This window comes from Mesorhizobium norvegicum, from assembly GCF_004919685.1.
In the GTDB taxonomy this organism is placed as follows: domain Bacteria; phylum Pseudomonadota; class Alphaproteobacteria; order Rhizobiales; family Rhizobiaceae; genus Mesorhizobium; species Mesorhizobium norvegicum.
Genome location: NZ_SMYZ01000047.1, coordinates 188484 through 209533 on the forward strand (window position 1 = coordinate 188484; position 21050 = coordinate 209533).

Annotated in this window: 25 protein-coding genes; 15 read left to right on the forward strand and 10 right to left on the reverse strand. The window is 62.0% G+C overall.

What is annotated here, in order from left to right; all coding sequences use genetic code 11:
* Positions 1-50: 50 nt before the first annotated feature.
* The 6 genes from FCU66_RS20420 to FCU66_RS20445 all read left to right on the forward strand — a co-directional run bounded on the left by FCU66_RS20420 (position 51) and on the right by FCU66_RS20445 (position 4885).
* Positions 51-293: a type II toxin-antitoxin system VapB family antitoxin gene (locus FCU66_RS20420; protein WP_136621223.1), complete on the forward strand. Its 243-nt coding sequence runs from the start codon at positions 51-53 to the stop codon at positions 291-293.
* A gap of 224 nt (positions 294-517) precedes the next feature.
* Positions 518-1036, forward strand: coding sequence for an RNA polymerase sigma factor (locus FCU66_RS20425; protein WP_013532577.1), 519 nt, complete (start codon positions 518-520; stop codon positions 1034-1036).
* Positions 1033-1824 (forward strand): anti-sigma factor family protein, encoded by a 792-nt coding sequence (locus tag FCU66_RS20430; RefSeq protein WP_136621222.1) that lies wholly within the window; start codon positions 1033-1035, stop codon positions 1822-1824. The genes FCU66_RS20425 and FCU66_RS20430 overlap by 4 nt, the downstream gene beginning before the upstream one ends.
* Positions 1825-2028: 204 nt before the next feature.
* A complete protein-coding gene (locus FCU66_RS20435; RefSeq protein ID WP_136621221.1) occupies positions 2029-3126 on the forward strand; it encodes a peptidase C39 family protein in 1098 nt (365 codons plus the stop codon).
* 5 nt (positions 3127-3131) lie between these two features.
* Positions 3132-4595 (forward strand): RimK family alpha-L-glutamate ligase, encoded by a 1464-nt coding sequence (locus FCU66_RS20440; RefSeq protein WP_013532574.1) that lies wholly within the window; start codon positions 3132-3134, stop codon positions 4593-4595.
* A gap of 17 nt (positions 4596-4612) precedes the next feature.
* Complete coding sequence (locus FCU66_RS20445; protein WP_057143425.1) at positions 4613-4885, forward strand: DUF3303 domain-containing protein; 273 nt, start codon at positions 4613-4615, stop codon at positions 4883-4885.
* A gap of 18 nt (positions 4886-4903) precedes the next feature.
* On the opposite strand, the gene FCU66_RS20450 is transcribed toward FCU66_RS20445, so the two are convergent.
* On the reverse strand, positions 4904-5815 hold the full coding sequence (locus tag FCU66_RS20450) for a LysR substrate-binding domain-containing protein (protein WP_136621220.1): 912 nt from the start codon (positions 5813-5815) through the stop codon (positions 4904-4906).
* A gap of 111 nt (positions 5816-5926) precedes the next feature.
* Here FCU66_RS20450 and FCU66_RS20455 point away from each other — a divergent pair, with 111 nt between their 5' ends.
* The gene (locus FCU66_RS20455) at positions 5927-6817 is read left to right on the forward strand and encodes a fatty acid desaturase family protein (protein ID WP_136621219.1); all 891 of its coding nucleotides are present in this window, start codon (positions 5927-5929) and stop codon (positions 6815-6817) included.
* Positions 6818-6874: 57 nt separating this feature from the next.
* Here the strand turns inward: FCU66_RS20455 and FCU66_RS20460 are convergent, their stop codons facing one another.
* Complete coding sequence (locus FCU66_RS20460) at positions 6875-7630, reverse strand: SDR family oxidoreductase (RefSeq protein WP_136621218.1); 756 nt, start codon at positions 7628-7630, stop codon at positions 6875-6877.
* Positions 7631-7723: 93 nt separating this feature from the next.
* Between FCU66_RS20460 and FCU66_RS20465 the strand changes: the two genes are divergently transcribed.
* On the forward strand, positions 7724-8641 hold the full coding sequence (locus FCU66_RS20465) for a LysR family transcriptional regulator (protein WP_136621217.1): 918 nt from the start codon (positions 7724-7726) through the stop codon (positions 8639-8641).
* 17 nt (positions 8642-8658) lie between these two features.
* Here the strand turns inward: FCU66_RS20465 and FCU66_RS20470 are convergent, their stop codons facing one another.
* The 3 genes from FCU66_RS20470 to ygfZ form a co-directional block, all read right to left on the reverse strand.
* The gene (locus tag FCU66_RS20470; protein ID WP_136621216.1) at positions 8659-10794 is read right to left on the reverse strand and encodes a putative bifunctional diguanylate cyclase/phosphodiesterase; all 2136 of its coding nucleotides are present in this window, start codon (positions 10792-10794) and stop codon (positions 8659-8661) included.
* Positions 10795-10857: 63 nt separating this feature from the next.
* On the reverse strand, positions 10858-11493 hold the full coding sequence (locus tag FCU66_RS20475) for an HD domain-containing protein (protein WP_136621215.1): 636 nt from the start codon (positions 11491-11493) through the stop codon (positions 10858-10860).
* Positions 11493-12353: a CAF17-like 4Fe-4S cluster assembly/insertion protein YgfZ gene (gene ygfZ / locus FCU66_RS20480; RefSeq protein WP_136621214.1), complete on the reverse strand. Its 861-nt coding sequence runs from the start codon at positions 12351-12353 to the stop codon at positions 11493-11495. Before ygfZ ends, FCU66_RS20475 begins: the two co-directional genes overlap by 1 nt.
* Positions 12354-12428: 75 nt before the next feature.
* Here ygfZ and FCU66_RS20485 point away from each other — a divergent pair, with 75 nt between their 5' ends.
* The 3 genes from FCU66_RS20485 (at position 12429) to FCU66_RS20495 (ending at position 14841) form a co-directional block, all read left to right on the forward strand.
* Positions 12429-13760 (forward strand): dihydroorotase, encoded by a 1332-nt coding sequence (locus FCU66_RS20485; protein WP_246093969.1) that lies wholly within the window; start codon positions 12429-12431, stop codon positions 13758-13760.
* A 54-nt stretch (positions 13761-13814) separates the two neighbouring features.
* Complete coding sequence (locus FCU66_RS20490) at positions 13815-14042, forward strand: hypothetical protein (protein WP_136621212.1); 228 nt, start codon at positions 13815-13817, stop codon at positions 14040-14042.
* 70 nt (positions 14043-14112) lie between these two features.
* Entirely contained in the window at positions 14113-14841 is a 729-nt protein-coding gene (locus FCU66_RS20495; protein ID WP_136621211.1) for a nucleotidyl transferase AbiEii/AbiGii toxin family protein, read from the forward strand.
* 10 nt (positions 14842-14851) lie between these two features.
* On the opposite strand, the gene FCU66_RS20500 is transcribed toward FCU66_RS20495, so the two are convergent.
* From FCU66_RS20500 to FCU66_RS20515, 4 genes are all read right to left on the reverse strand, one after another.
* A complete protein-coding gene (locus tag FCU66_RS20500; protein ID WP_168992110.1) occupies positions 14852-15637 on the reverse strand; it encodes a hypothetical protein in 786 nt (261 codons plus the stop codon).
* A gap of 70 nt (positions 15638-15707) precedes the next feature.
* Positions 15708-15965: a hypothetical protein gene (locus FCU66_RS20505; RefSeq protein WP_008874920.1), complete on the reverse strand. Its 258-nt coding sequence runs from the start codon at positions 15963-15965 to the stop codon at positions 15708-15710.
* 356 nt (positions 15966-16321) lie between these two features.
* Positions 16322-16699, reverse strand: a complete 378-nt coding sequence (locus FCU66_RS20510) for a TIGR02301 family protein (RefSeq protein ID WP_136621210.1) — start codon at positions 16697-16699, stop codon at positions 16322-16324.
* Between the two features lie 65 nt (positions 16700-16764).
* Positions 16765-17199: an NUDIX hydrolase gene (locus FCU66_RS20515; RefSeq protein WP_136621209.1), complete on the reverse strand. Its 435-nt coding sequence runs from the start codon at positions 17197-17199 to the stop codon at positions 16765-16767.
* A gap of 126 nt (positions 17200-17325) precedes the next feature.
* Here FCU66_RS20515 and FCU66_RS20520 point away from each other — a divergent pair, with 126 nt between their 5' ends.
* The gene (locus tag FCU66_RS20520) at positions 17326-18087 is read left to right on the forward strand and encodes an SOS response-associated peptidase (protein ID WP_136621208.1); all 762 of its coding nucleotides are present in this window, start codon (positions 17326-17328) and stop codon (positions 18085-18087) included.
* Positions 18088-18157: 70 nt separating this feature from the next.
* Here the strand turns inward: FCU66_RS20520 and FCU66_RS20525 are convergent, their stop codons facing one another.
* Positions 18158-18313: a hypothetical protein gene (locus tag FCU66_RS20525; protein ID WP_109662740.1), complete on the reverse strand. Its 156-nt coding sequence runs from the start codon at positions 18311-18313 to the stop codon at positions 18158-18160.
* Between the two features lie 388 nt (positions 18314-18701).
* Here FCU66_RS20525 and cysS point away from each other — a divergent pair, with 388 nt between their 5' ends.
* The 3 genes from cysS to FCU66_RS20540 all read left to right on the forward strand — a co-directional run bounded on the left by cysS (position 18702) and on the right by FCU66_RS20540 (position 21049).
* Entirely contained in the window at positions 18702-20138 is a 1437-nt protein-coding gene (gene cysS, locus FCU66_RS20530) for a cysteine--tRNA ligase (protein WP_136621207.1), read from the forward strand.
* A gap of 120 nt (positions 20139-20258) precedes the next feature.
* The gene (locus FCU66_RS20535) at positions 20259-20666 is read left to right on the forward strand and encodes an endonuclease domain-containing protein (RefSeq protein ID WP_136622808.1); all 408 of its coding nucleotides are present in this window, start codon (positions 20259-20261) and stop codon (positions 20664-20666) included.
* On the forward strand, positions 20663-21049 hold the full coding sequence (locus FCU66_RS20540) for a VOC family protein (RefSeq protein WP_136622807.1): 387 nt from the start codon (positions 20663-20665) through the stop codon (positions 21047-21049). Before FCU66_RS20535 ends, FCU66_RS20540 begins: the two co-directional genes overlap by 4 nt.
* Position 21050: the final 1 nt, after the last annotated feature.

The following is a 21050-nucleotide window of genomic DNA, read 5'->3' on the forward strand; positions in this document are numbered from 1 at the left end:
TCAGAATACTCAAAATGGAATATTTGAATGTTCCACAGGAGATATTCAAAATGCCGCTTTATATCCGTGATGACAAGGTGGACGCGCTCGCGACGCAACTGCAGCGCGAGACCAATGCCTCGAGCAAAACGGAAGCGGTGCGGATCGCGCTCCTGCACGAGCTTGAGCGCAACCGCGCCCGCAAACCACTACGCGAGAGGATTGCCGTTTTCCAGGCCCAGGCAGCTGCGCTGGGGCCGTCCGATCCCAATTTCAACATGAAGGCGTTCATGGACGAGGCGTGGGAAGACTGATGTTCGTTGATGCACCGGTGATCGTTGCGGTTTTCGGCAAAGAGCCGGGTATGACGTAAGCCGGAGTTTCGACGATCGATAGCCGGGAATAAATCGGCACCCTCCATCGTTATCTCATTGCTTGGGTGACCGGGGCGGGAGACCGCTTCGCGCTGGCCGCTTGCGCCGCGCCCGGAAGGCGCGTTCAATCAGGATCAACAAGGGCGACCTCGAAACCAGCGGTCATGGACGAAAAGAAGGCAGCAATCCTTGGCGAAATACCGCGCCTGCGCCGCTACGCACGCTCGCTTTTGCGCGATCGCGACGCTGCCGACGATCTCGTCCAGGATTGCCTCGAGCGGGCGCTTGTGCGGCTCGACAATTGGCAGACAGGAGAAAGCCCCCGGAGGTGGCTGTTTACGATCATGCATCATTTGTTCATCGATCAGATGCGCAAGGTGAACCGTCGAGGCGAGGCGGCGATGCTGCCGCTGGAGGCGGGCGAGGCCGTTGCCCAGCCGGCCGAGCAGGTGGAGAGCATTGCCTCGCGCGAGATCATCGACGCATTGCAGGCGATCAGCCCCGACCGTCGCGCAGCCCTTGTCATGGTTGCCATCGAAGGTTTTTCCTATGCCGAAGCAGCCAACATTCTGGGCGTGCCTGCCGGCACGCTGATGTCGCGCATCGCGCGCGGGCGTGAGGAATTGCGCGGGTTGCTGGACGACACGGCGCGTCGCCGCGCGATAAGGATCGTCGAGAAATGATCCGCCGAGACTTTTCCGAACGTGACATCCACATGGCGCTCGATGGCGAGCTGCCCAGCGACGAGCGCGCCGCTTACGATGCCTGGCTCGACGCCAATCCCGAGATGAAAGCCAAGAGCGCCCGCTTCACCGCCGACCGGACGGCCTTGCGGGCGGCCTTCGCCGGCGTGCTGGATGAAGCCGTCCCGGCGCGGCTGCGCAAGGTTGTGCTCGGCGAGGCGCCGGTCAAGGCAGCCGTGCCACGCTCACGCTGGTGGCTTGCCGCTGCTGCTGCCGTGCTTCTGGTCGCCGGCGGGCTTGGTGGCTACCTTGCCGGCGTCGACGGCATCGGGCAGGAGGACCCTGCGGAAGATCGGCTGGCCGAGCAGGCAATCGCGGCCCATGTCATCTATGCCGCCGAAAAGCGGCATGCGGTCGAAGTGCTGGCCAGCGACAAGGATCATCTGCAGACCTGGCTGTCCAACCGGGTAGGGCTGAAGCTGGTGGCGCCGGACCTGACCGCGAACGGTTTCCAGCTGGTCGGCGGCCGGTTGCTTCCGGCCGGCGAGAGCAAGGCCGCGATGCTGCTGTACGAGGACGACAAGGGCGAGCGCATATCGCTGTTCGTCACAGTGGAATCGGCGGAGAATGCCAAGGGAACCTATGCATCGGCGCAGGACGGTCCCCGGGCCGTCTACTGGCTGGACAAGGGCTATGGCTGTGCCGTCGTAGGCTCGCTGCCGCGCGAGCAACTGGCTGTCGTGGCAAAGAGCGCCTATGGCCAGCTTCTGGCAGGCCTGGCCAGTTGAAAGGTGCTGTTTTTGGTGGTGACGCCAGTCTGTAATAGCGATCCTGTTCAAAGCGTTTGCATCGCCGGGCTGCTGCCGAATCTGTCACAATTCGGCCCTATTCAAGGTGCGATAGCGCTTTGTGGCCATTAGTATTTCAACTGATGTCCTGAACGTTTTTCAGTAGGGCATTTCCCACCACCAATCGAGGTTTTCTCAAGCCGCATGCCTGCCGAGATCCGAACGGCCCGCGCGTCTGACGTCGATGATCTCGCCGCCATCGAGAAAGCTGTATTCTCGAGCGACCGTATTTCCCGCCGCTCCTTCCGCCTGTTCATCGAGCGTGAAACCGCGGAGACGCTGGTCGCCGAAGTCGATGGCCGCGTGGCCGGCTATGCGATCGTGCTGTTTCGCAAGGGCAGCGGCGTGGCGCGCCTCTACTCGATTGCGACCGGTCCGTTTTTCGGTGGACTGGGTGTTGGCCGCACGCTGCTCGGATCCGCCGAAGACGCCGCCTTCGAGCACGACCGCATGATGCTGCGTCTTGAGGTGCGAGAGGACAACAGCCGCGCGATCCGCATCTACGAACAGGCCGGCTATCGCAAGATCGGCCGTGAACCCGGCTACTATGAGGATGGCGGGACAGCACTTCGCTACGAAAAGACCTTGCGCGGCGACATTCCGATCGCCACCAAGGTGCCGTTCTACCAGCAGACCTGCGAATTCACCTGCGGCCCGTGCTGCCTGATGATGGCGATGGCCAATTTCGATCGCGGCTTCGTGCCGGATCCGGTCATGGAAATCCGCCTGTGGCGTGAAGCGACGACCGTTTTCATGATGTCGGGTCCCGGTGGTTGCGAGCCGTTCGGCCTCGCTGTCTCGGGGCACGAGAGCGGGCTTGCGGCGGAGATATACGTTTCCTTCTACGGCGCGCTGTTCCTCCAATCGGTGCGCAGCGAGGACAAGCGCCGGGTGATGGAACTCGCCCAGGTCGACTTTCGCCGGCGCGCGGAACTTTACGGCATCCCGGTGAATTACCGTCCGTTCACCATCGATGATATCAGGGCTGCGATCGCTGAGGGAAAACTGGTGCTGGTGCTGATCAGCGGCTTCCTGATGTTCGGCAAGAAGGTGCCGCACTGGGTGCTGGCGATCGGCGATGACGGCGATCATATCCTGATCCATGACCCCTGGGTCGAGGACGAAAGGCAGGAGACCATCCTTGATGCCGCCAACATTCCCGTGCCTTACGGCTTCTTCATGAACATGGCGCAGTTTGGCCGCGACGGACTGCGTGCCGCCATCACTCTGGGAAAGCGCTGATAACAATGACCTGGGTTATTCTTACAGGCAGGCAGAGCGATCTCGACCAGGTGGCGACACCACACAAGATCATCACCAATCGCGACTATCTCGCGCATCCGTCGCTGTTTCGCGGCCAGCGGCCGAAGGTCATCAACCTGTCGAACAATTACGCCTACCAGAGCCGCGGCTACTATGCCTCGCTGCTGGCAAGCTCGCGCGGCCACAAGGTGATCCCGACCGTCGAGACGATGATCGACCTGTCGGAGCGCAAGCTCTATGAGCACGCGCTGCCGGAGCTGGAACTGGCGCTCAACAAATGCCGCAAGGATCTTGGCGGCGCCTTTCCGCAAAAGGTCTGCATCTTCTTCGGCATCGGGCCGTCGAAAATCTGGGACCGTTTCGCCAAGCTGTTGTTCGACTGGTTCCGCGCACCGGCGCTCGAAGTCCACATCAAGGACAGCGCCGAATGGGCCTCGATCCGCAAGATCGGTTTCCATCCGTTGGCGCGCATGACCGAGGACGAGGAAAAAAGCTTCATCCAGTGCCTGGAGACCTACACCAACCGCGAGTGGCGCGACACCAAGGGCCGCACGCCGGCGCGCTACACCTTCGCCACGCTGGTCGACCCGCATGAGGAATTGCCGCCCTCGGAGATCTCGTCGCTGCGCTATTGGGCCAAGATCGCCGAGAAGATGGGCGTCGAAATCGAGCCGATCACCAAGCGGGACCTGGCCAAGCTCGCCAATTACGACGCGCTGTTCATCCGCGAGACGACCTCGATCTCCAACCACACCTATCGTTTCGCCCGCCGTGCCCAGCAGGAAGGCATGCCGGTCATCGACGATCCGCTGTCGATGATCCGCTGCACCAACAAGGTCTATCTCAACGAGCTGATGGCCTACAACAAGGTCCCGGTGCCGCCGACGGTGATGATCGCCGGCACCTCGGATCTCGAACTGGCGGCGCAGACACTGGGCTTTCCGCTGGTGCTGAAGATCCCGGATTCGTCGTTCTCGCGCGGCGTCAAGAAATGCGCCAATTTCGAGGAACTGAAGACGCTCGCCACCGAATGGCTGGAGGATTCCGACCTTCTGATCGCGCAGAAATTCATTCCGACCGAGTATGACTGGCGCGTCGGCGTGCTCGGCGGCCAGCCTTTGTTTGCCGTGCACTATCTGATGGCCAAGAAGCACTGGCAGATCGTCAACCACAAGGCCAACGGCAAGCCCGACCAGGGCGGCATCAAAACCTTCACACTGAAGGAAACGCCGGCGCATGTCGTCGAGACGGCAGTGAAGGCGGCGCGCTGCATCGGTGACGGGCTCTATGGCGTCGACCTCAAGGAGACCAAGGATGGCGTCTTCGTCATCGAGGTGAATGACAATCCCAATCTCGACCATGGCTGGGAGGATTCCGGCGAGAAGGACGAGGTCTGGGTGCGGCTGACGCAGTGGTTCCTGGAGCGGCTGGACCGGCCGGGGCGGTAATTTGATCGGGAGGAAAGATGCTGTTCATCGTGATCGAGGATTTTACCGGCTGCGATCGCAAGGAGATCTACCGCCGCTTTCGCGACCGGGGCCGCCTGAAGCCGGACGAGCTTCTCGTGCACCACAGCTGGATCGCGGCGGACATGAGCCGCTGCTTCCTGCTGGTGGAGGCCGATGACGTCACGCTGCTGCAGCGCTGGGTCATCGAATGGGCGGATCTGGTGGAATTCGAGATCGTTCCCGTGGCGACAAACAAGGACATGGCGGAGGCATTGAGCGGTCACCTCTGACCACCGCCACCTGTCAGGTCAACGCAGTGCCGGCGAGTTTACTGCGCGCCGGCACTCGTCGATGAGCCACTGGCGGAACGCCGCCACGACATCGCGCCTCGCGCTGCGCTCCGGGATCGTCAGGCAATAGGGCTGGCGCAGCTCCAGCGCCCGGGGGAGGGGCCTGACAAGCCGGCCGTCTTCCAGCGCCGCGGCACAGTAGATCCCTTGCGCCAGCGCCACGCCCAATCCCGAAATGGCAAGGTCGAGTGCTGCGCGCGATGAGTTGGCCGAGAGGCCGCGCTGCGCTGCCCGGCCGGGCTCGATGCCGGCCGCCTCGAACCAGTTGTGCCAGGACGGAAAGGACGCACCAGTCGGCCCCCAGCCGGTATGGATGAGCGGCAGGCTGGCGAGGCCTTCGGGTTTGATCGTGTCCGCCAGCCCGGGCGCACACACGGGATAGACTGCGTCCTGGACGATATCCTGCGTCGGGTGCTCGCGATAATGCGGGCCATAAGTGAGCCTGATGTCGATCAACTCACGGTCGAACGGTACCGGGTCGTCGTCGCCTCTGAGCGATATGTCGACGGCGCCATGGCTTGCGACAAAACCGGCGAGACGCTGCGAAAGCCAACCCATGGCCATGGATGGCGGTACCGATACCACCAGGCGCGGGCGGAAGGCATCGCCGCCAAGGTCGCGCGAGACGCTGCCGATTTCCTGGAAGGCCATGGTCAGCCTCGGCAGCATCTCGACGCCGGCCTCGGTGAGGACGACGCGTCGGTTGACGCGGTGGAACAGCTTGCGGCCCATCTGCTCCTCGACGGCGCGGATGAGCTGGCTGACGGCAGCGGCCGACACCGAAAGCTCTTCCGCCGCCGCGGCAAAGCTGCCTGCACGCGCCGCGGCTTCGAAGGCCTGCAGTCCTTTGAGAGATGGAAGTGTGACCATGATCATCAAATAGATAAGCTTAGCTTATCAAAATTGCAGAAATCGTCGTTTTTGGAAAGGTTTTTCATTGGCTACAGTGGGTTCATCAAATCCCAACCTGGATCGAAGCCCGTGGATCATCGCGACGTAATTTCATCGTTGACGCAGGAAGAGCGCAACCGCCTGACCGCCAAGTCGGACGTCGCGGGCCTCGTTCAGCTTGCCGCTCATTGGGGTGCGATCGTGATCATCGGATCGCTGATCGCCGCCAAGGTGCCGTTCTGGCCGCTGCTGATGCTGCCGCAAGGTATCCTCATCGTGTTCCTGTTCACGCTGCTGCACGAAACGGTCCACCGCACGGCTTTTGAGACGCAATGGCTGAACGATGCCGTGGCACGGGTGTGCAGCCTGGCGATCGCACTGCCGGCGGACTGGTTTCGCTACTTCCACTTCGCCCACCATCGATATACGCAGGACCCGCAGAACGACCCGGAGCTGGCCTTCCCCAAACCGGAGACATGGCAGCAATATCTCGTCCATGTCTCTGGTATCCCGTTGTGGTGGGGGCACCTCAAGACACTCTTCAGCAATGCGATGGACCGAGGCCGGGAAAGCTACGTTCCGCCAAAAGGCTATGACAAGGTGCGCATCGAGGCGCGCGCCATGATTGCCTTTTATGCCGTGGTCATTCTGCTGGCCGTTTATTTTCGGCTCACCGTGCTTCTCTATGTCTGGATCCTGCCCGCGCTGTTGGGACAGCCGTTTCTGCGCCTCTATCTCTTAGCCGAGCACGGCCGTTGTCCGTTCGTCGCCAACATGCTGGAGAACACCAGGACCACGCTGACCAACTGGCTGGTCCGCAAGCTGGCGTGGAACATGCCGTTCCATGCCGAGCATCACGCCTATCCCGGCGTGCCGTTTCATCAACTGCCGCAGTTTCACGCGCTGATCGAGCGGCATTTGAAGGTGGTCGAGCCGGGCTATGTCAGCTTCCACGGCAAATATATCGAGACGCTGCGTTGATGCTGCGCAGTCGGCAAACCGGTCGCGCCCACTTGAGGACGCGACCAGCATGAGCGGCTAGACTTGGGCAATCCCGCCGTCGACGAACAGTTCGGCACCGGTAACAAAGCTGGAATCGTCCGAGGCCAGGAATACCGCCGCCTTGCCGATCTCATCGGGATCTCCGAGCCGGCCCATCGGCACCTGAGTAGCAAGGAAGTCAAGCAAGCCTTTCTGGTTTTGGGCTTCAGGTCCGGCAAGCTCGGCGAGGCCCGTTGTACGGGTCGGACCGGGACTGAGGATGTTGACGCGGATTTGGCGCTCCTTCAGGTCGAGAATCCAGCTGCGGGCAAAGTTGCGCAGCGCCGCTTTGGACGCGCCGTAAACGCTGAACGCCGCCGCGCCGGTCGAGCCGGCTGTCGAACCGGTCAGGATCACCGAAGCCCCATCGGTCAGCAGCGCGAGCGCCTTCTGCACCGTGAACAGCACGGCTTTGACGTTGCGGTCGAATGTTTCATCATAATGCTGTTCGCTGATCTGCCCGAGTGGCAGCATCGAGCCGCCGCCGGCATTGACCGAGAGCACATCGATACGGCCGCGTTGCGCTTTCACTTGGGCATAGAGCCGGTCGAGATCGGCAGAACTGGTCGAATCCGCCTGGATTCCGGTGGCGTCCTTTCCGATCGCCGCGACGGCCTTGTCGATCTCGGCCTGACGCCGTCCGGTGATGTAGACATGCGCGTCTTCGGCAGCGAAGCGCTTGGCGATGCCAAGGCCGATGCCGCTGCTGCCGCCCGTAACCAGGGCGATCTTTCCTTCGAGTTTCCGTGTCATTTTCGTCACTCCTGTTGTGGGTGACAAAGACATATGGACAGGCGGTTCATTTCGAAATAGCAATGCTTGCAAACAATCATTGCAGAATTGGTGATGTCGAAAGTTCCGGATTTCGAAGGGTTGGCCATGTTCGCCAAAGTCGCGGAGGAGCGGTCCTTTGCCGCCGCCGCACGCGTGCTCGGCCTGTCAGTGGCGACAGTCTCGCGTGGCGTCAGCCGACTGGAGGAGCGGCTTGGTGCGCGGCTATTCAACCGCACGTCGCGGCGACTGGCTCTTACCGAATTCGGTCATCGGCTCGCCGAACGTGCGTCTCGTCTCTACCGTGACGCGGAAGATGCCGAGAACGCCGCCCGCGAATTGTCGGCCAGCCCGCGCGGCCTTGTCCGTCTCGCCGTGCCAATGTCGTTCGGGCTGCGATGGGTGGCGCCGTTGCTCCCTGATTTCTTCAAGCTCTATCCCGACGTGTCGATCGATATGCATCTGAGTGATGCGGTTGTCGATCTGATCGGTGAGGGGTTCGACGCAGCACTGCGGATTGCTGTGTTGCCGGATTCCTCGCTGGTTGCCCGGCGCCTGTGCAGCATCGCCCCGTTCATCGTTGCTGCACCGTCCTATCTCGCCAGGCATGGCCGTCCAGGCACGCCGCGCGACCTCGACGCGCGTCACTGCCTTGGCTACGCCTATCGTCCGCGGCAGGACGTCTGGCATTTCAGCAATGTCGCGGGTGATGAAGAAGTTGTCACGCCGTCAGGGCCATTGCGAGTGACCAACTCAGACGCCCTGGTTCCGACCGTGTTGGCGGGATTGGCGATTGCCGAGCTGCCGGAATTCATTGCCAGCGAATATCTTGCCGATGGGCGCATGGAAGCGATCCTGACCGACTGGACTTTGCCTAGGGGCGCGCTGTATTTCGTCACGCCGTCGGCCCGCTCGCGCCCGGCGAAGGTCGAGGCCCTCGCCGGTTTCATGGCCGCGCGTCTGTCACTGCCAAGCTGGCTGTGCCCGAAATAGCCGGGGTATTCGCTGGCTTAACCGGATCCGAAGGCGGCAGTCGTTTTCAGCAGGCGCTGAATATCTGCAGCCCTTGACGGCACGCCGATCAGATAGCCCTGCGCCTCGGTACAGCCGTTGCCGCGCAGGATGTCGAGCTGTGCCTCGGTCTCGACGCCCTCGGCGGTGACAGTGATGCCAAGCTCGGCACCCAGCCCGATGACGGTGCGAACGATCGCCGCGGTGTCGCGATTGCCCAGGTCGTGGATGAACGAACGGTCGATCTTGATCTTGTCGACGGGAAAACGCCTGAGATAACCGAGCGAGGAATAGCCGGTGCCGAAATCATCCAGCGCGATGCGGATGCCGAGTTCGCGCAACTGACGCAGCGTCTTCAGCACGGTCTCGCTCTCGTCCATCAGCACGGTTTCGGTGATTTCCAGTTCCAGCCGGCCGGCCGGCACACCGGAAAAGGCCAGCGCCGAGATGACGCTGCGGGCAAAGCCGCCACTTTTGAGCTGCACGGCCGAGACATTGACCGCGATCCGCAAGCCGGCAGGCCAGCTCGCCGCCGCGGTGCAAGCCTTCCTCAGCGCCCACTCGCCAAGCGGCACGATCAGTCCGGTTTCTTCGGCGACCGGAATGAACTTGTCCGGCGCCATCGTGCCGCGCTCCGGCGAATGCCAGCGCATCAAGGCTTCCGCACCGACGATCTCGCTGGAGGCGATGTTCATGATAGGTTGGAAGTCGAGATCGAATTCCTGGCGCGGCAGCGCTGCCTCGAGGTCGGTCTCAAGTGCGCGTCGTGCCAGCACCATGGCGTCCATCCCGGGCTCGAAGAAGCGATACAGGTTGTGCCCTTCGCTCTTCGCCCGGTAGAGCGCCGTATCGGCGTTTTTCAGCAGTGTATCGGCGTCGCTGCCATCGTCGGGGAAGACGGCGATGCCCAGGCTGATGCCGACATGCATGTCGCGGCTCTTGTCGCGGAACGGTTTTGCGATTGCCTCGACGACCCGCTTTGCCAGTTTCTCGGCATCGGCGATGCTTTTGAGATTGAACTCGATGATGACGAATTCGTCGCCACCGAAACGGGCGACGATGTCTGTTTCACTGCGCAGGCAACGCTGCAGCCTGTCGGCCACGCTCTTCAGCAGCCAGTCGCCGGCCGGATGCCCCCAGGTGTCGTTGATGGCCTTGAAGCGGTCGAGATCGAGCGAGAAAATTGCCAGCGGTGCCGACGCGTCCTCCAGCGCATGGTCGAGGCGTTCGCGAAACATCTGGCGGTTGGGCAATCCGGTCAGCGTGTCGTGATGGGCAAGATGCGTCATGCGCTCTTCAGTGCGGCGGCGTTCGGTGACGTCGTCGAAGGTCACCACCCAGCCGCCGCCGCTCATCGGCCGGCGTGTGACCAGAACCGTCCTGCCGTCGGTAAGATGCCGATAGGCCGAATGCGTTTTTGCTGCCGCCAGGCAGGCTTCGGTTTTGGCGACTTCGCTGTCGACGTCGATCTTCGTATAGATGCCGAGTTCCAGCAATCGTTCGAGCGCGTCACGGTGCGTGGTTCCAAGCGGGAAGTCCGTCGCGGTGACATTGTAGAGCTCCAGAAAACGCCGGTTGCGCACGATCATCTTGCCGTCGGCGTCGTACATCAGCAGGCCTTGCGACATGTTGGCGAGCGCCGCGTCGAAGCGTCGGTGCTGCTCCTTGAGATCCTGTTCGGCGCGTCGCTGTACAGTGATGTCTTCGTAGATCGAAACCCAGCCACCCAGAGCCAGCGGGCGATGCGAGATGTTGATGATGCGGCCGTCCGACAGCGTCTCCTCGTAGGTCGAGGGTTTCGCCTGGTCGATATAGGGCTTGCGGATGGCGTAGAGTTCGTCGGCAGTTTGCGAAGCGATGCCGATATCGACGCTGTGCCGCAGGATGTCGATGAAATGGATGCCCGGCCGTACCACCTTGGCGTCGAGACAGAAGATGTTGATGTAGTTGCCGTTGCAGATGATCATCCGCTCGTCGGCGTCGAACATGCACAGGCCATGCGACATGTTCTCGACAGCGGCCGAAAAACGTTCATTCTGTTCGCGCAGTTCGTCTTCCATATGGCGCGAGCGATCCATGCCTTCGGCCTCCCGTTCCGGGACGGCCGAACCATCCTTGGCATCAGCGACGGGCATGAGGCGCCTGCGGATCGTGATCGAACACCGCACTGTTGCCCGTTCCGGTTAATTTAGCGTTTTCTAGCTGACCGCGGGTGCCGGAACCTGATGCCGTGACTTCTCGATCGCGGAAAACCGCTTCAGGAACGCATTCTGTGCCCAGGTCACCGAGCGTGGCGTGAAATCGAAGCGGTCGGCATTGAAGCCGCGCGGACGGCCGAAGAACTCGGTCGCCTCGGCGGTCGAAAAGCCGGCGAGCAGCGTTGCCTCGAAGTAAGCGGCGATCTGGTCGGCGCGTTTGATCTCCTTGCGCAGCGCAGCAGTTGGTTCCGGCGGCAGCGAGAAGCGCGAATGGATGGCGCGCTGCAGTCGCAACTCACAGTCCTTGTAGCTGCCGCCCATCACCGATTTGAACGGCGAGATCATGTCGCCGATGACATATTCGGGGGCGTCGTGCAGCAGGGCTGCCAGCCTGGCGTCGGCCGAAGCCTCAGGCACAAGGTCGCAGAACAGCGCCTCGACCAGCAGCGAGTGCTGGGCGACCGAAAAGGCATGTTCGCCGCTGGTCTGGCCGTTCCAGCGGGCAACACGGGCGAGCCCATGCGCAATGTCTGAAATCTCGATATCGAGCGGCGAAGGGTCGAGCAGGTCGAGCCGGCGGCCCGACAGCATGCGCTGCCAGGCGCGTGCCGGCGCGCCGACGCGGTCGGCAGCCATCAGGCTTCCTCCGCGCTGACGGCTTCCTGCGGGAAGGCGAATTTTGCCCAGACCGGGATGGCGAGTGAAACGGTGGCGTCCCCGGCCATGATCGGCTGGCCGGCGTCGAGCGCCGCCTTGACCCGGTCGATGCGGGCAATGGCCAGACCGGTCGTGCCGACGGTCGAGCCGAGCGTGCCAATCGGCCGACCTGCAACGGTTAGCTCGGTGCCCGGCGCGGGCAGGGGCCAGTCGGCCGATGCAATCAGCACGCGCCGCCTGGCCGTGCCGCGATGCTGCATGCGCGAGACGACCTCCTGGCCGACATAGCAGCCCTTCTTGAAGCCGACGCCGCCGGTTTCGTCCAGCAGCACGTCATGGGGGAAGGCGTCTCCGAGTTGGTAGTCGCTGCCGCTTTCGGCAATGCCGCCGGCAATGCGGAAGGCTTGCCACGCGGCAACATCGCTGCGCTCATCTGTTTCGCCATAGCAACGCGTGACGGCGCCCTTCGGAAAGCGCGTGTCGGCGGCCGCGGTTGAATCAGATTGTGAGGGTGTTGATTCATGTCCCCACGCGACGGTGACAAACGCCTGATCTGCCTTGGCAATCTCGACCTTGGCGCGCAGTTTGTAGAGCGTCAGCCGGCGTACGAAATCGTCCGATATCTCGGCCCGGCATTCGAGCCGGAATGCATTCTCACCGTCGCGCGAGATCAGGAAATCGAACAGGATCTTGCCTTGCGGCGTCAGCAGCGCACCGGGTTTGGCTTCGCCGGGAGCTAAGATGTCGAGATCGGTGGTCAGGATGTTCTGCAGAAAATGCTCGGCATCCGGGCCTGACACGGAAATGAGGGCGCGGTCTTTGAGCTGGGCAAAGGGCATGGGCGGAAAAGCAACCTGATCTTGCAAAACGGTCGGCCTTTACGTAAGCCGCTGGCACTCCCCCCGCAAGAGAGCATGGCCATGATCTACGACCTCATCCTGACAGGCGGCACAGTGGTCAACCATGACGGCGAAGGGGCTCGCGACATCGGTGTGAAGGACGGGCGCATCGCTGCCATCGGCGATCTCCGCCAGGCCTCGGCCGGCGAGACGATCGACTGCCGCGGCCTGCATATCCTGCCGGGTGTCATCGATAGCCAGGTGCACTTTCGCGAGCCGGGACTGGAGCACAAGGAAGACCTGGAAACGGGTTCGCGCGCGGCCGTGCTTGGCGGCGTCACCGCCGTGTTCGAGATGCCCAACACCAATCCTTTGACCACCGGCGAGGCAGCGCTTGCCGACAAGGTTCGGCGCGGCACTGATCGCATGCATTGCGATTTTGCCTTCTGGGTCGGGGGCACCCGCGAAAACGCCGGGGATGTCGGCGAGCTTGAGCGGTTGCCGGGCGCGGCCGGGATCAAGGTTTTCATGGGCTCGTCCACCGGCGATCTGCTGGTCGAGGATGACGAGGGCGTGGCATCGATCCTCCGGAACACGCGCCGCCGCGCCGCCTTTCATTCGGAAGACGAATTCCGGCTGCGCGAGCGTCTTGGTGAACGCATCGAGGGCGATCCTTCATCGCACCCGGTATGGCGCGACGAGATCGCCGCCTTGCGCTGCACCGAACGGCTGGTGCGCATCGCGCGCAACGTTCGCGCCCGCATCCATGTCCTTCACATCTCGACGGCCGAGGAGATTTTGTTCCTCGAACAGCACAAGGATGTCGCGACCTGCGAGGCGACGCCGCATCATTTGACGCTGAGCGCCGACGACTATGCGCGGCTTGGCACGCTGATCCAGATGAACCCGCCGGTGCGCGCAGCGCGCCATCGCGACGGCGTCTGGCACGGCATTGCGCAAGGCATCGTCGATGTGCTCGGCTCCGACCACGCGCCGCACACGCTGGCCGAGAAGGCCAAGCCCTATCCGGCCTCGCCGTCGGGGATGACCGGCGTGCAGACGCTGGTGCCGATCATGCTCGACCACGTCAATGCCGGCCGGCTGACCTTGCAGCGCTTTGTCGACCTGTCCAGCCACGGCCCGCAACGCATCTTCGGCATGGCGAGAAAGGGCCGCATCGCCGCCGGTTACGACGCCGACTTCACCATCGTCGATATGAAGCGGCGCCAGACCATCACCAATGCGCAGGCCGGCTCGAAGGCCGGCTGGACACCTTATGACGGGAGAGAAGTGACCGGCTGGCCGGTCGGCACCGTCATTCGCGGCCGCCGCGTCATGTGGGAAGGCGAGATCGTCACGCCAAGCCAGGGCAAAGCGGTGGAGTTTTCCGAGGCATTGGTGGGTTAGCTGTTTTCGCCAGCGTTGGATTTTTTAAGCACGATCCACTAAGTTAGGGGGATTATGAACGCAGATATCGCGCCCATGGTTGTCCCCGCTGAGTTTCCGGAACTCCAGGTGCTTGCTTGGAACCGCGATGCTGCACGCCCGATCCCCGCCGAGGAGGCATTTGCGCTATACGAGCGGAATTGGCGTTTTGTTGATCAAAAGCGCCTTACGACGCGTGAAAAGCTGCTTATCCAGACTCTGGCAGACAAGTTCGGTCATGGCATCCTTTTGACCACTGTCTGAAGTTCCTTTTGCTCTCCTGATCCTTACCTCGCAGCTGGAACATCAACAGGACACACGGCGAGCGGATATCATGACGAAATTCAAGAAGCCTGAACATCGGATCATTGCCGAAGCCCTCGGGTTAATGGATCACCGTTTCCTGACCGCAAACCAGTGTTGGTTCGGTGGCGGAACGGCGATTGTCATGAAATTCGGCGAATACCGGCGGTCGCTGGATGTAGACTTCCTGTGTGCTGACGCCGACGGCTATCGCGAGCTGCGGACCTGTGCGGCTGAACATGGCGTCAAGGCGTTCTTTCCCTACCCTGTTGAGGCCGTTCGGGATTTCCAGATTGACCAATATGGATTGAGGACGGTTGTCCGATTGAAGGGGCAAACGATCAGATTCGAGATTATCCGCGAGGGCCGCATCAAACTGCAGGGCCATTTCGATAACGATCTGAATGTATCTACCCTTGTTTCCGCAGATATGTTCGCCGAGAAGTTGCTGGCCAATGCCGATCGATGCCTGGACCGCGCAACCGCATATCGTGATGCTATCGATCTTGGAATGTTGATTGGCGCCTATGGCGAAATCCCGATCGAGGCGCTCGGCAAGGGGCAAACCGCTTACGGGCCAGACATTCAGCGCAAGGTCGCATGGGTGGTGAACAAGCTTCAGGACAAGGACGAACTACGCAACGCAGCCGACGTCCTGCAGATGGACGCCGGCGTGGCAGCCGATGCCATTTCGCTTCTTCGAGAGGAGGGCGCTCGCATATGGCCGGATGCCGGAATCGACGAGGGACCGCGTCGATAGCTGGCGGAGTTCAATCCCCGGCGACGAAGAATGTCCACTGTCCGGCAGGCGTGATGCCGACACGATAGAAAATATAGGCGCCGAACTGCTTCATGTCGTCGAAATCGCCGGCGGTGACGATCTTGAACAGTTCGACCCGCTGCTTGGCGTCCAGCTTGTCCAGCGGCAGGGCGAAGAAATACGGCCACACATAGAGCTCTTGTGGCGTACCGGCATCGAGGTGGACGTAGCCGGCATCGAGCACCTCCTCCAGGATGGCCAGGATCTCCTGGCCGTCCGGGTCGCCAGAGAGCCCCTTGAGGAAGGCGATGGCGTCGCCGTCTATGTCGGTCAGCGATATCTGCGTGGCGCTGTCGCCCTTGCCGATCAAGGGACGCAGCTTTTCGATGTCGCCGCCCTTGCAGGCCTCGACGATCAGATCGTGCATGCGCCGTACCGGTTCCGGCAGCTTGCCGAGATCGTAGACAACCTCGGGTACCGGCGTGTCCGGATCGACGCGCGGTCTGGTCACGCCGCCATCCGCCGGACTGTCCGGCTCGGCTTTAGGAGTAGCCGGCTGGCTGGCCGGAGGCGGCGTTCCGACCGGGTTGGGCATTGGCACGGTGCTCCCCGGGGGCGACATGTCGTCGTCCGCCGGCGGCGTGACTGTTGGCGGGAGCTCTTCGCGCTTGATCTCGCTCAGCGCATAGGCGGGACTGCTCGCGAGACACACAACCAGGGGAATCGCGGCACAGCAAGCGGCGAAGGAGATGCAGAGGACCAAGCCACGCGGCTTGCCTGACATCGAAAAACTCACTGCCCGTCTCTCCCTGCTTCCGGGCATGACGCCCGAGCGGCATTTTGCCGTCAAAGAACCGGACGTCGGTTCAGTGCCGCAGCCGTTCAGGCTCGAAGGCGCCAGCAATCACCTTTTCACGCATACGGTCGAGCAGGGCAAGGGCCGAGGTCTCGCCATTGGCACGCAACATCTCGCCGAAGGCGGTTTCGAGCGCTGCTTCGGCAATGATCTCGGGCTCTATGCCGGCGGAGAGACCTTCCGCCCAGGCCTCGCTGTGGCTTTCCACGGCGGTCAGGCGTTTTTCTTCCCTGACCAGCGCGTCGATGTCGTTGACACCATGTTCCATAAGCGAATGTCCACCCTTTCAAGCAGCGATCCGTCGATGTGGATCAGGCCTGATCTGTTCATTTCACACGCGTGGTCAATTAAGTATTTGTAAATACGACATTTTTTTGATCGTCTTTTACAAAGCCCAATTGCCTTGTGCGAAGCTGCGTTCAGCTCGAGTCAAACTTAGCCGATTGGGGCGGCCTGCGGGGCGAAAACCTTCAGTTTGAGTTAATTCCGCTTTCGCGCGGTAAGGTTTCGTTAATACTGTTGCAGAAGTGCAACATGAGGATTGCACCAAGATATCGCCTGGCACAAGCCGAATGCATCAGTCGTCGCCAGCAATGGCCCAGATAGTTGTTGATGAGCGAGTGCCTAGTTGCCGTAACGCGAGGCGATGTCGCGCGACAGCGTCTCGCCTTCCTTCATGTAGCGGCTGATGGCTTCGGTCGCCGAGGGCGTGCACCGCGTATAGGTGCCGCCGAACGAGCGGTAGCCGCGATTGAAGCTGGCGATGAAGCGGGCGCGCCGCTCGGCGTCCGGATTTTCCGAATCGAGCAGTTTTGTCATCTCGGCACGCCACTGGTCCCCCTTCTCGCCGCAGAGATTGCGCAGGAAATGCAGCGACCCCAGAACCTCCGCCAATCGCATCAGCCCCGGCTCGAACGGCGACTCGGCGCTGAGCGCAGGCCGTATCGAAACGGCCGTGCTGACGGCAAGACATAGGACGAGGAGCAGGGACGGACGGTTCATAAGCGCTCTTGGCGAAATAGCATAAGTCTTTGTGGCGAAACAATTTGTCGCCTGCAAGGCGATTTTCAGGACTGCGGCCCGGCGTCTCCGCCGGGATTCAACAAGTCTTCGGCCACCGCGAACACCGAACCTGCGAGCGGCAGTGCCGCCATCTCACTGAGCGTATAGAACGCGGCCGTCTCGGCGTCGTCGCTGGCCACTGCCTCGCCGCCGGCATAGGCGGCGCCGAAGACCGTGAGGAGATAATCGACCGGGTGGCTGTCGTCCCTGCCGTCGATGTGGATTTCCCGAAGCGGGCGATAATTTGTGGCGCGTAAACCGGTTTCTTCCAGAAGTTCGCGCTCTGCCGCCGCCTCCAGCGTCTCGCCGGGTTCGACCTTGCCACCCGGGAAGGCATAGAGCCCTTGCGAAGGTTGCCGGGCTCGCTTGACCAGAAGCACGGTGTCTGCGCGCACGACGGCGACCGAGACTGCCGGCAGTGTCTTGCGCGCTTCGTTCATGGATTCCCGATCAGGCTGTAGGCAGGTCTGTTGTGGACCGCCCAGCATGGGCAAGCTTTAGCGGTTGCGCAACGCCGGTTGCATCGCCACTTTCAAGCTGAACCATTCGAAGGGCGCCAATCGACCATGTGCGGACGTTTTGCCTTAACCGCGACGCCGGACCAGACCGCCGCCTTGCTAAGCTTGGCTGAACTGGAGGATTTCCCGGCGCGCTACAACATCGCGCCGACGCAGCCGATCCTGATGGCGGTCGCCGGCGCCCCGCGGGCGCCGGGCTCGAATCTGCCCGACCGGCAGCCGATGCTGGTGCGCTGGGGGCTGATCCCGACCTGGGTGAAGGACACGCGCGAGTTTCCGCTGCTGTTCAACGCGCGCTCTGAGGGCGCCGCCGAAAAGGCATCGTTCAAGGCCGCCATGCGTCATCGCCGCGCTTTGGTGCCGGCCTCCGGCTTTTATGAATGGCGGCAAACCGGTGGCAAGAAGGGGCAGCCCTACTGGATACGCCCAAGGCATGGCGGGTTGGTCGCTTTCGCCGGCCTGATCGAGACCTATGCCGAGCCGGGCGGTTCGGAAATGGACACCGGCGCCATCCTGACCATCAATGCCAATGCCGACATCGCGCATATCCACGACCGCATGCCGGTGGTGATCGATCCCAGGGATTTTGCTCGTTGGCTGGATTGCCGCACGCTCGAGCCGCGCGATGTCGCCGACCTGTTGCGGCCGGCACAGCTCGATTTCTTCGAGGCAATTCCCGTCTCCAACCTCGTTAACAAGGTCGCCAACACGGGACCGGAGATTCAGGAGCGGGGCGAGATCGGACCGGAGCCCGAGAAGGTCAGGCGCCAGAAGCCCGGCGCGGACGACAGTCAGATGACGCTGTTCTAGCTCAGCTGTTCTTCAAGGCGCATGTCAGCGCCCTCATGCCAGGCGCCTTTGGCGCCGGCCGCACACCGCTTCAGGCGGCGCGGGGCGATACGATCTTCTGTGCCGGCTTCTTCTTCTTAGCGGTGTGGAGAAGGGCGGCGACGATCGCGGCCGGGCCGATTGCACGGTAGTGGTTGGCCAGCGCCGGTTGCTTGGCGCGGTTGGATTCCTGCTTGCTGCGAGGCATGTCTCTCTTCCCAGGTAACATTTTCGTGTCTGCGTTTGCTGGCCGATTCTGACCAAATCGTGACGCCTGCTGATCTAGCCGGCGAATGTTTCATGACTGTGCCGACATGTTTAATAAAATGTTTCAGTGGATCATTCCCTGTGATCCAGCGACGTTTTTGCCGAAACTAGCGACTTGACGGCAACACAAGCCAAGGCGATAAAGCCGCCCATGAAAACGTCTTTCGCCATTTGTGGCATTTGCATTATTGGCTAGCCTCGCGCTGGTCCGGACGTTTTCGCCTCATCTTTCCCCAGATTGGACAAACGCCCCGGCCAGCAGGCTGGAATCCGGTTTGCGCCCCGGCGCGCTCGACTCCAGTCAAACATAACGAACCGGGAAGGCACGAATGTCTGACGCATCGCAGGGCTTGCGCCTCTACAACACGCTAACGCGGACGAAAGAGGATTTCGTCCCGATCGATCGGGACAATGTGCGCATGTATGTCTGCGGCCCGACGGTTTACGACTTCGCCCATATCGGCAACGCCAGGCCGGTGATCGTCTTCGACGTGCTGTTCCGCTTGCTGCGCCATCTGTATGGGCAGACGCACGTCACCTATGTGCGCAACATCACCGACGTCGACGACAAGATCAACGCGCGCGCCCTGCGCGATTTCGGCGGCGAGATCGCTTCAGGCACGCTCTCGCTCAACGAGGCGATCCGGCGGGTCACCGAAAAGACCGCCGGTCAGTTCCACAGGGACGTGGCGGTTCTCGGCTGCCTGGAGCCGACGGTCGAACCCCGCGCCACCGAATTCGTCGAGCCCCGCGCCGACGGCAAGGTCGACATGATCACCTTGATTCAAAGCCTGATTGAACGTGGCCATGCCTATGTTGCCGCGGGCGAAGTCCTGTTCGATACGGCGTCGATGCCTGACTACGGCCAGTTGTCGAAACGCAATCTCGACGAGCAGCAGGCCGGTGCTCGCGTTGCCGTCGACGCGCACAAGAAAAATCCTGGCGACTTTGTCCTCTGGAAGCTGTCTTCACCGGAAGAGCCCGGCTGGAACAGCCCCTGGGGTAGGGGGCGGCCGGGCTGGCACATCGAATGCTCGGCAATGTCGGCCGCCTATCTCGGCAAGGTCTTCGACATCCATGGCGGCGGCCTCGACCTGATCTTCCCGCACCACGAAAACGAGATCGCCCAGTCACGCTGCGCCCACGGCACCGACGTGATGGCCAACATCTGGATGCACAACGGCTTCCTGCAGGTCGAAGGCCAGAAAATGTCGAAGAGCCTCGGCAATTTCTATTCGATCAACGAGCTCCTGGAGACCGAGACCTTTGGCGGCCGCAAATGGCCGGGCGAGGTGCTGCGGCCGGCGATGCTGATGACGCATTATCGCGAGCCGATCGACTTTTCCGTGCGCAAGCTGGAAGAGGCCGAGAACATGCTGCGCAAATGGAAGCGGGCGGCCGACCTCGCGCCGGCGGCGGCAGGGCAGGTGCCCGTGGAGATCATCGATGCCTTGTCGGACGATCTCGCCACCTATGCCGCCTTCCAGGTCCTGACGCAGTTGGCCGGCGAGGCAGCGGACGGCAACGATGCGGCGGCTGCGCTGAAAGCGTCGCTGCTGTTCCTCGGCTTCGATGTCGCGTCGGCGAAGGTTGATGAAGGTGGTGTCGCCGAGGCTATCGCCAAGCGTCTCGCATTCATCGCCGCGAAGAACTGGATCGAGGCCGACCGCATCCGCGACGAACTGCTGGCACAAGGTGTACAGTTGAAGGACGGCAAGGATCCGGTCACAGGGGAGCGTGTGACGACCTGGGAGGTCAAGCGGTGAGGGTGGCGCGAAACACCTTTGCAAGTTTGGCGGGCGCGCTGGTGACAGCCAATCTCCCCCGCAAGGGGGGAGATCGGCCCCCGTCGCCGATTTCGCTAATCATCGGCCAAGGCGCGTTTGATGGGACACGATCTCGTTCCGCAACGACACCGCCGGAATGCAAAATCCATGCGTCGCGTCATGACCGATGCGGAGTTGAAACTTTGGAATGAGTTGCGCGCTCACCGGCTTATGGGGATGAGCTTTCGACGGCAGGTGCCGATCGGACCTTACATCGTCGACTTTGCTTGCTCGGCCTATCGTCTCATCGTCGAGGTAGACGGCAGCCAGCATGCGGATAGCGAAAATCTACAACATGACGAGACACGCAGCGCATATTTGAAGAGTTGCGGCTGGACCATCCTGCGCTTCTGGAACGACGACGTCATTCGCGATATCGACAATGTCTGCCAGCACATCGTCATCGAGGCTGGCCTGGCCGGTGCCGAAATGCCGGCGGGCGAACCAGCAAGGGAGGCAATTTCATGATCGACCATCTCGGCATCACCGTTGCCGATTTCGACGCTTCGAAGGCTTTCTACGACAAGGCGATGGCGCCGCTTGGTGCCGCGCTGCTCTACATGGTGCCGCTGGAATACACCGGCGGCGCCAAGGTCGGTGGTTATGGCCGTGACCGGCCGGTGTTCTGGCTGAGTTCGGCCAAGGACAAGCCGAAAGACCACCAGCACGTCGCCTTCACCGCGCGCAGCCGCGCCGAGGTCGAAGCCTTCTACGCCGCGGCGCTCGCCGCCGGCGGCAAGGACAATGGCGGGCCGGGCCTGCGCCCGCACTATCACCCGGACTACTATGCCGCCTTCGTCTTCGATCCCGACGGCAACAATGTCGAGGCCGTCTGCCATGCCCCGGAGTGAG

What these genes read in the sequence shown, in the direction of transcription:
- FCU66_RS20450 (WP_136621220.1), bottom strand. Translation starts at nt 5,815, where the DNA reads ATGGTCACACTTCCATCTCTCAAAGGACTGCAGGCCTTCGAAGCCGCG.
- FCU66_RS20490 (WP_136621212.1), top strand. Translation starts at nt 13,815, where the DNA reads ATGAACGCAGATATCGCGCCCATGGTTGTCCCCGCTGAGTTTCCGGAA.
- FCU66_RS20540 (WP_136622807.1), top strand. Translation starts at nt 20,663, where the DNA reads ATGATCGACCATCTCGGCATCACCGTTGCCGATTTCGACGCTTCGAAG.
- FCU66_RS20520 (WP_136621208.1), top strand. Translation starts at nt 17,326, where the DNA reads ATGTGCGGACGTTTTGCCTTAACCGCGACGCCGGACCAGACCGCCGCC.
- FCU66_RS20510 (WP_136621210.1), bottom strand. Translation starts at nt 16,699, where the DNA reads ATGAACCGTCCGTCCCTGCTCCTCGTCCTATGTCTTGCCGTCAGCACG.
- FCU66_RS20425 (WP_013532577.1), top strand. Translation starts at nt 518, where the DNA reads ATGGACGAAAAGAAGGCAGCAATCCTTGGCGAAATACCGCGCCTGCGC.
- FCU66_RS20505 (WP_008874920.1), bottom strand. Translation starts at nt 15,965, where the DNA reads ATGGAACATGGTGTCAACGACATCGACGCGCTGGTCAGGGAAGAAAAA.
- FCU66_RS20445 (WP_057143425.1), top strand. Translation starts at nt 4,613, where the DNA reads ATGCTGTTCATCGTGATCGAGGATTTTACCGGCTGCGATCGCAAGGAG.
- FCU66_RS20495 (WP_136621211.1), top strand. Translation starts at nt 14,113, where the DNA reads ATGACGAAATTCAAGAAGCCTGAACATCGGATCATTGCCGAAGCCCTC.
- FCU66_RS20435 (WP_136621221.1), top strand. Translation starts at nt 2,029, where the DNA reads ATGCCTGCCGAGATCCGAACGGCCCGCGCGTCTGACGTCGATGATCTC.
- FCU66_RS20465 (WP_136621217.1), top strand. Translation starts at nt 7,724, where the DNA reads ATGTCGAAAGTTCCGGATTTCGAAGGGTTGGCCATGTTCGCCAAAGTC.
- FCU66_RS20525 (WP_109662740.1), bottom strand. Translation starts at nt 18,313, where the DNA reads ATGCCTCGCAGCAAGCAGGAATCCAACCGCGCCAAGCAACCGGCGCTG.
- FCU66_RS20440 (WP_013532574.1), top strand. Translation starts at nt 3,132, where the DNA reads ATGACCTGGGTTATTCTTACAGGCAGGCAGAGCGATCTCGACCAGGTG.
- ygfZ (WP_136621214.1), bottom strand. Translation starts at nt 12,353, where the DNA reads ATGCCCTTTGCCCAGCTCAAAGACCGCGCCCTCATTTCCGTGTCAGGC.
- FCU66_RS20485 (WP_246093969.1), top strand. Translation starts at nt 12,429, where the DNA reads ATGGCCATGATCTACGACCTCATCCTGACAGGCGGCACAGTGGTCAAC.
- FCU66_RS20430 (WP_136621222.1), top strand. Translation starts at nt 1,033, where the DNA reads ATGATCCGCCGAGACTTTTCCGAACGTGACATCCACATGGCGCTCGAT.
- FCU66_RS20515 (WP_136621209.1), bottom strand. Translation starts at nt 17,199, where the DNA reads ATGAACGAAGCGCGCAAGACACTGCCGGCAGTCTCGGTCGCCGTCGTG.
- FCU66_RS20420 (WP_136621223.1), top strand. Translation starts at nt 51, where the DNA reads ATGCCGCTTTATATCCGTGATGACAAGGTGGACGCGCTCGCGACGCAA.
- FCU66_RS20535 (WP_136622808.1), top strand. Translation starts at nt 20,259, where the DNA reads ATGGGACACGATCTCGTTCCGCAACGACACCGCCGGAATGCAAAATCC.
- FCU66_RS20460 (WP_136621218.1), bottom strand. Translation starts at nt 7,630, where the DNA reads ATGACACGGAAACTCGAAGGAAAGATCGCCCTGGTTACGGGCGGCAGC.
- FCU66_RS20470 (WP_136621216.1), bottom strand. Translation starts at nt 10,794, where the DNA reads ATGCCCGTCGCTGATGCCAAGGATGGTTCGGCCGTCCCGGAACGGGAG.
- cysS (WP_136621207.1), top strand. Translation starts at nt 18,702, where the DNA reads ATGTCTGACGCATCGCAGGGCTTGCGCCTCTACAACACGCTAACGCGG.
- FCU66_RS20475 (WP_136621215.1), bottom strand. Translation starts at nt 11,493, where the DNA reads ATGGCTGCCGACCGCGTCGGCGCGCCGGCACGCGCCTGGCAGCGCATG.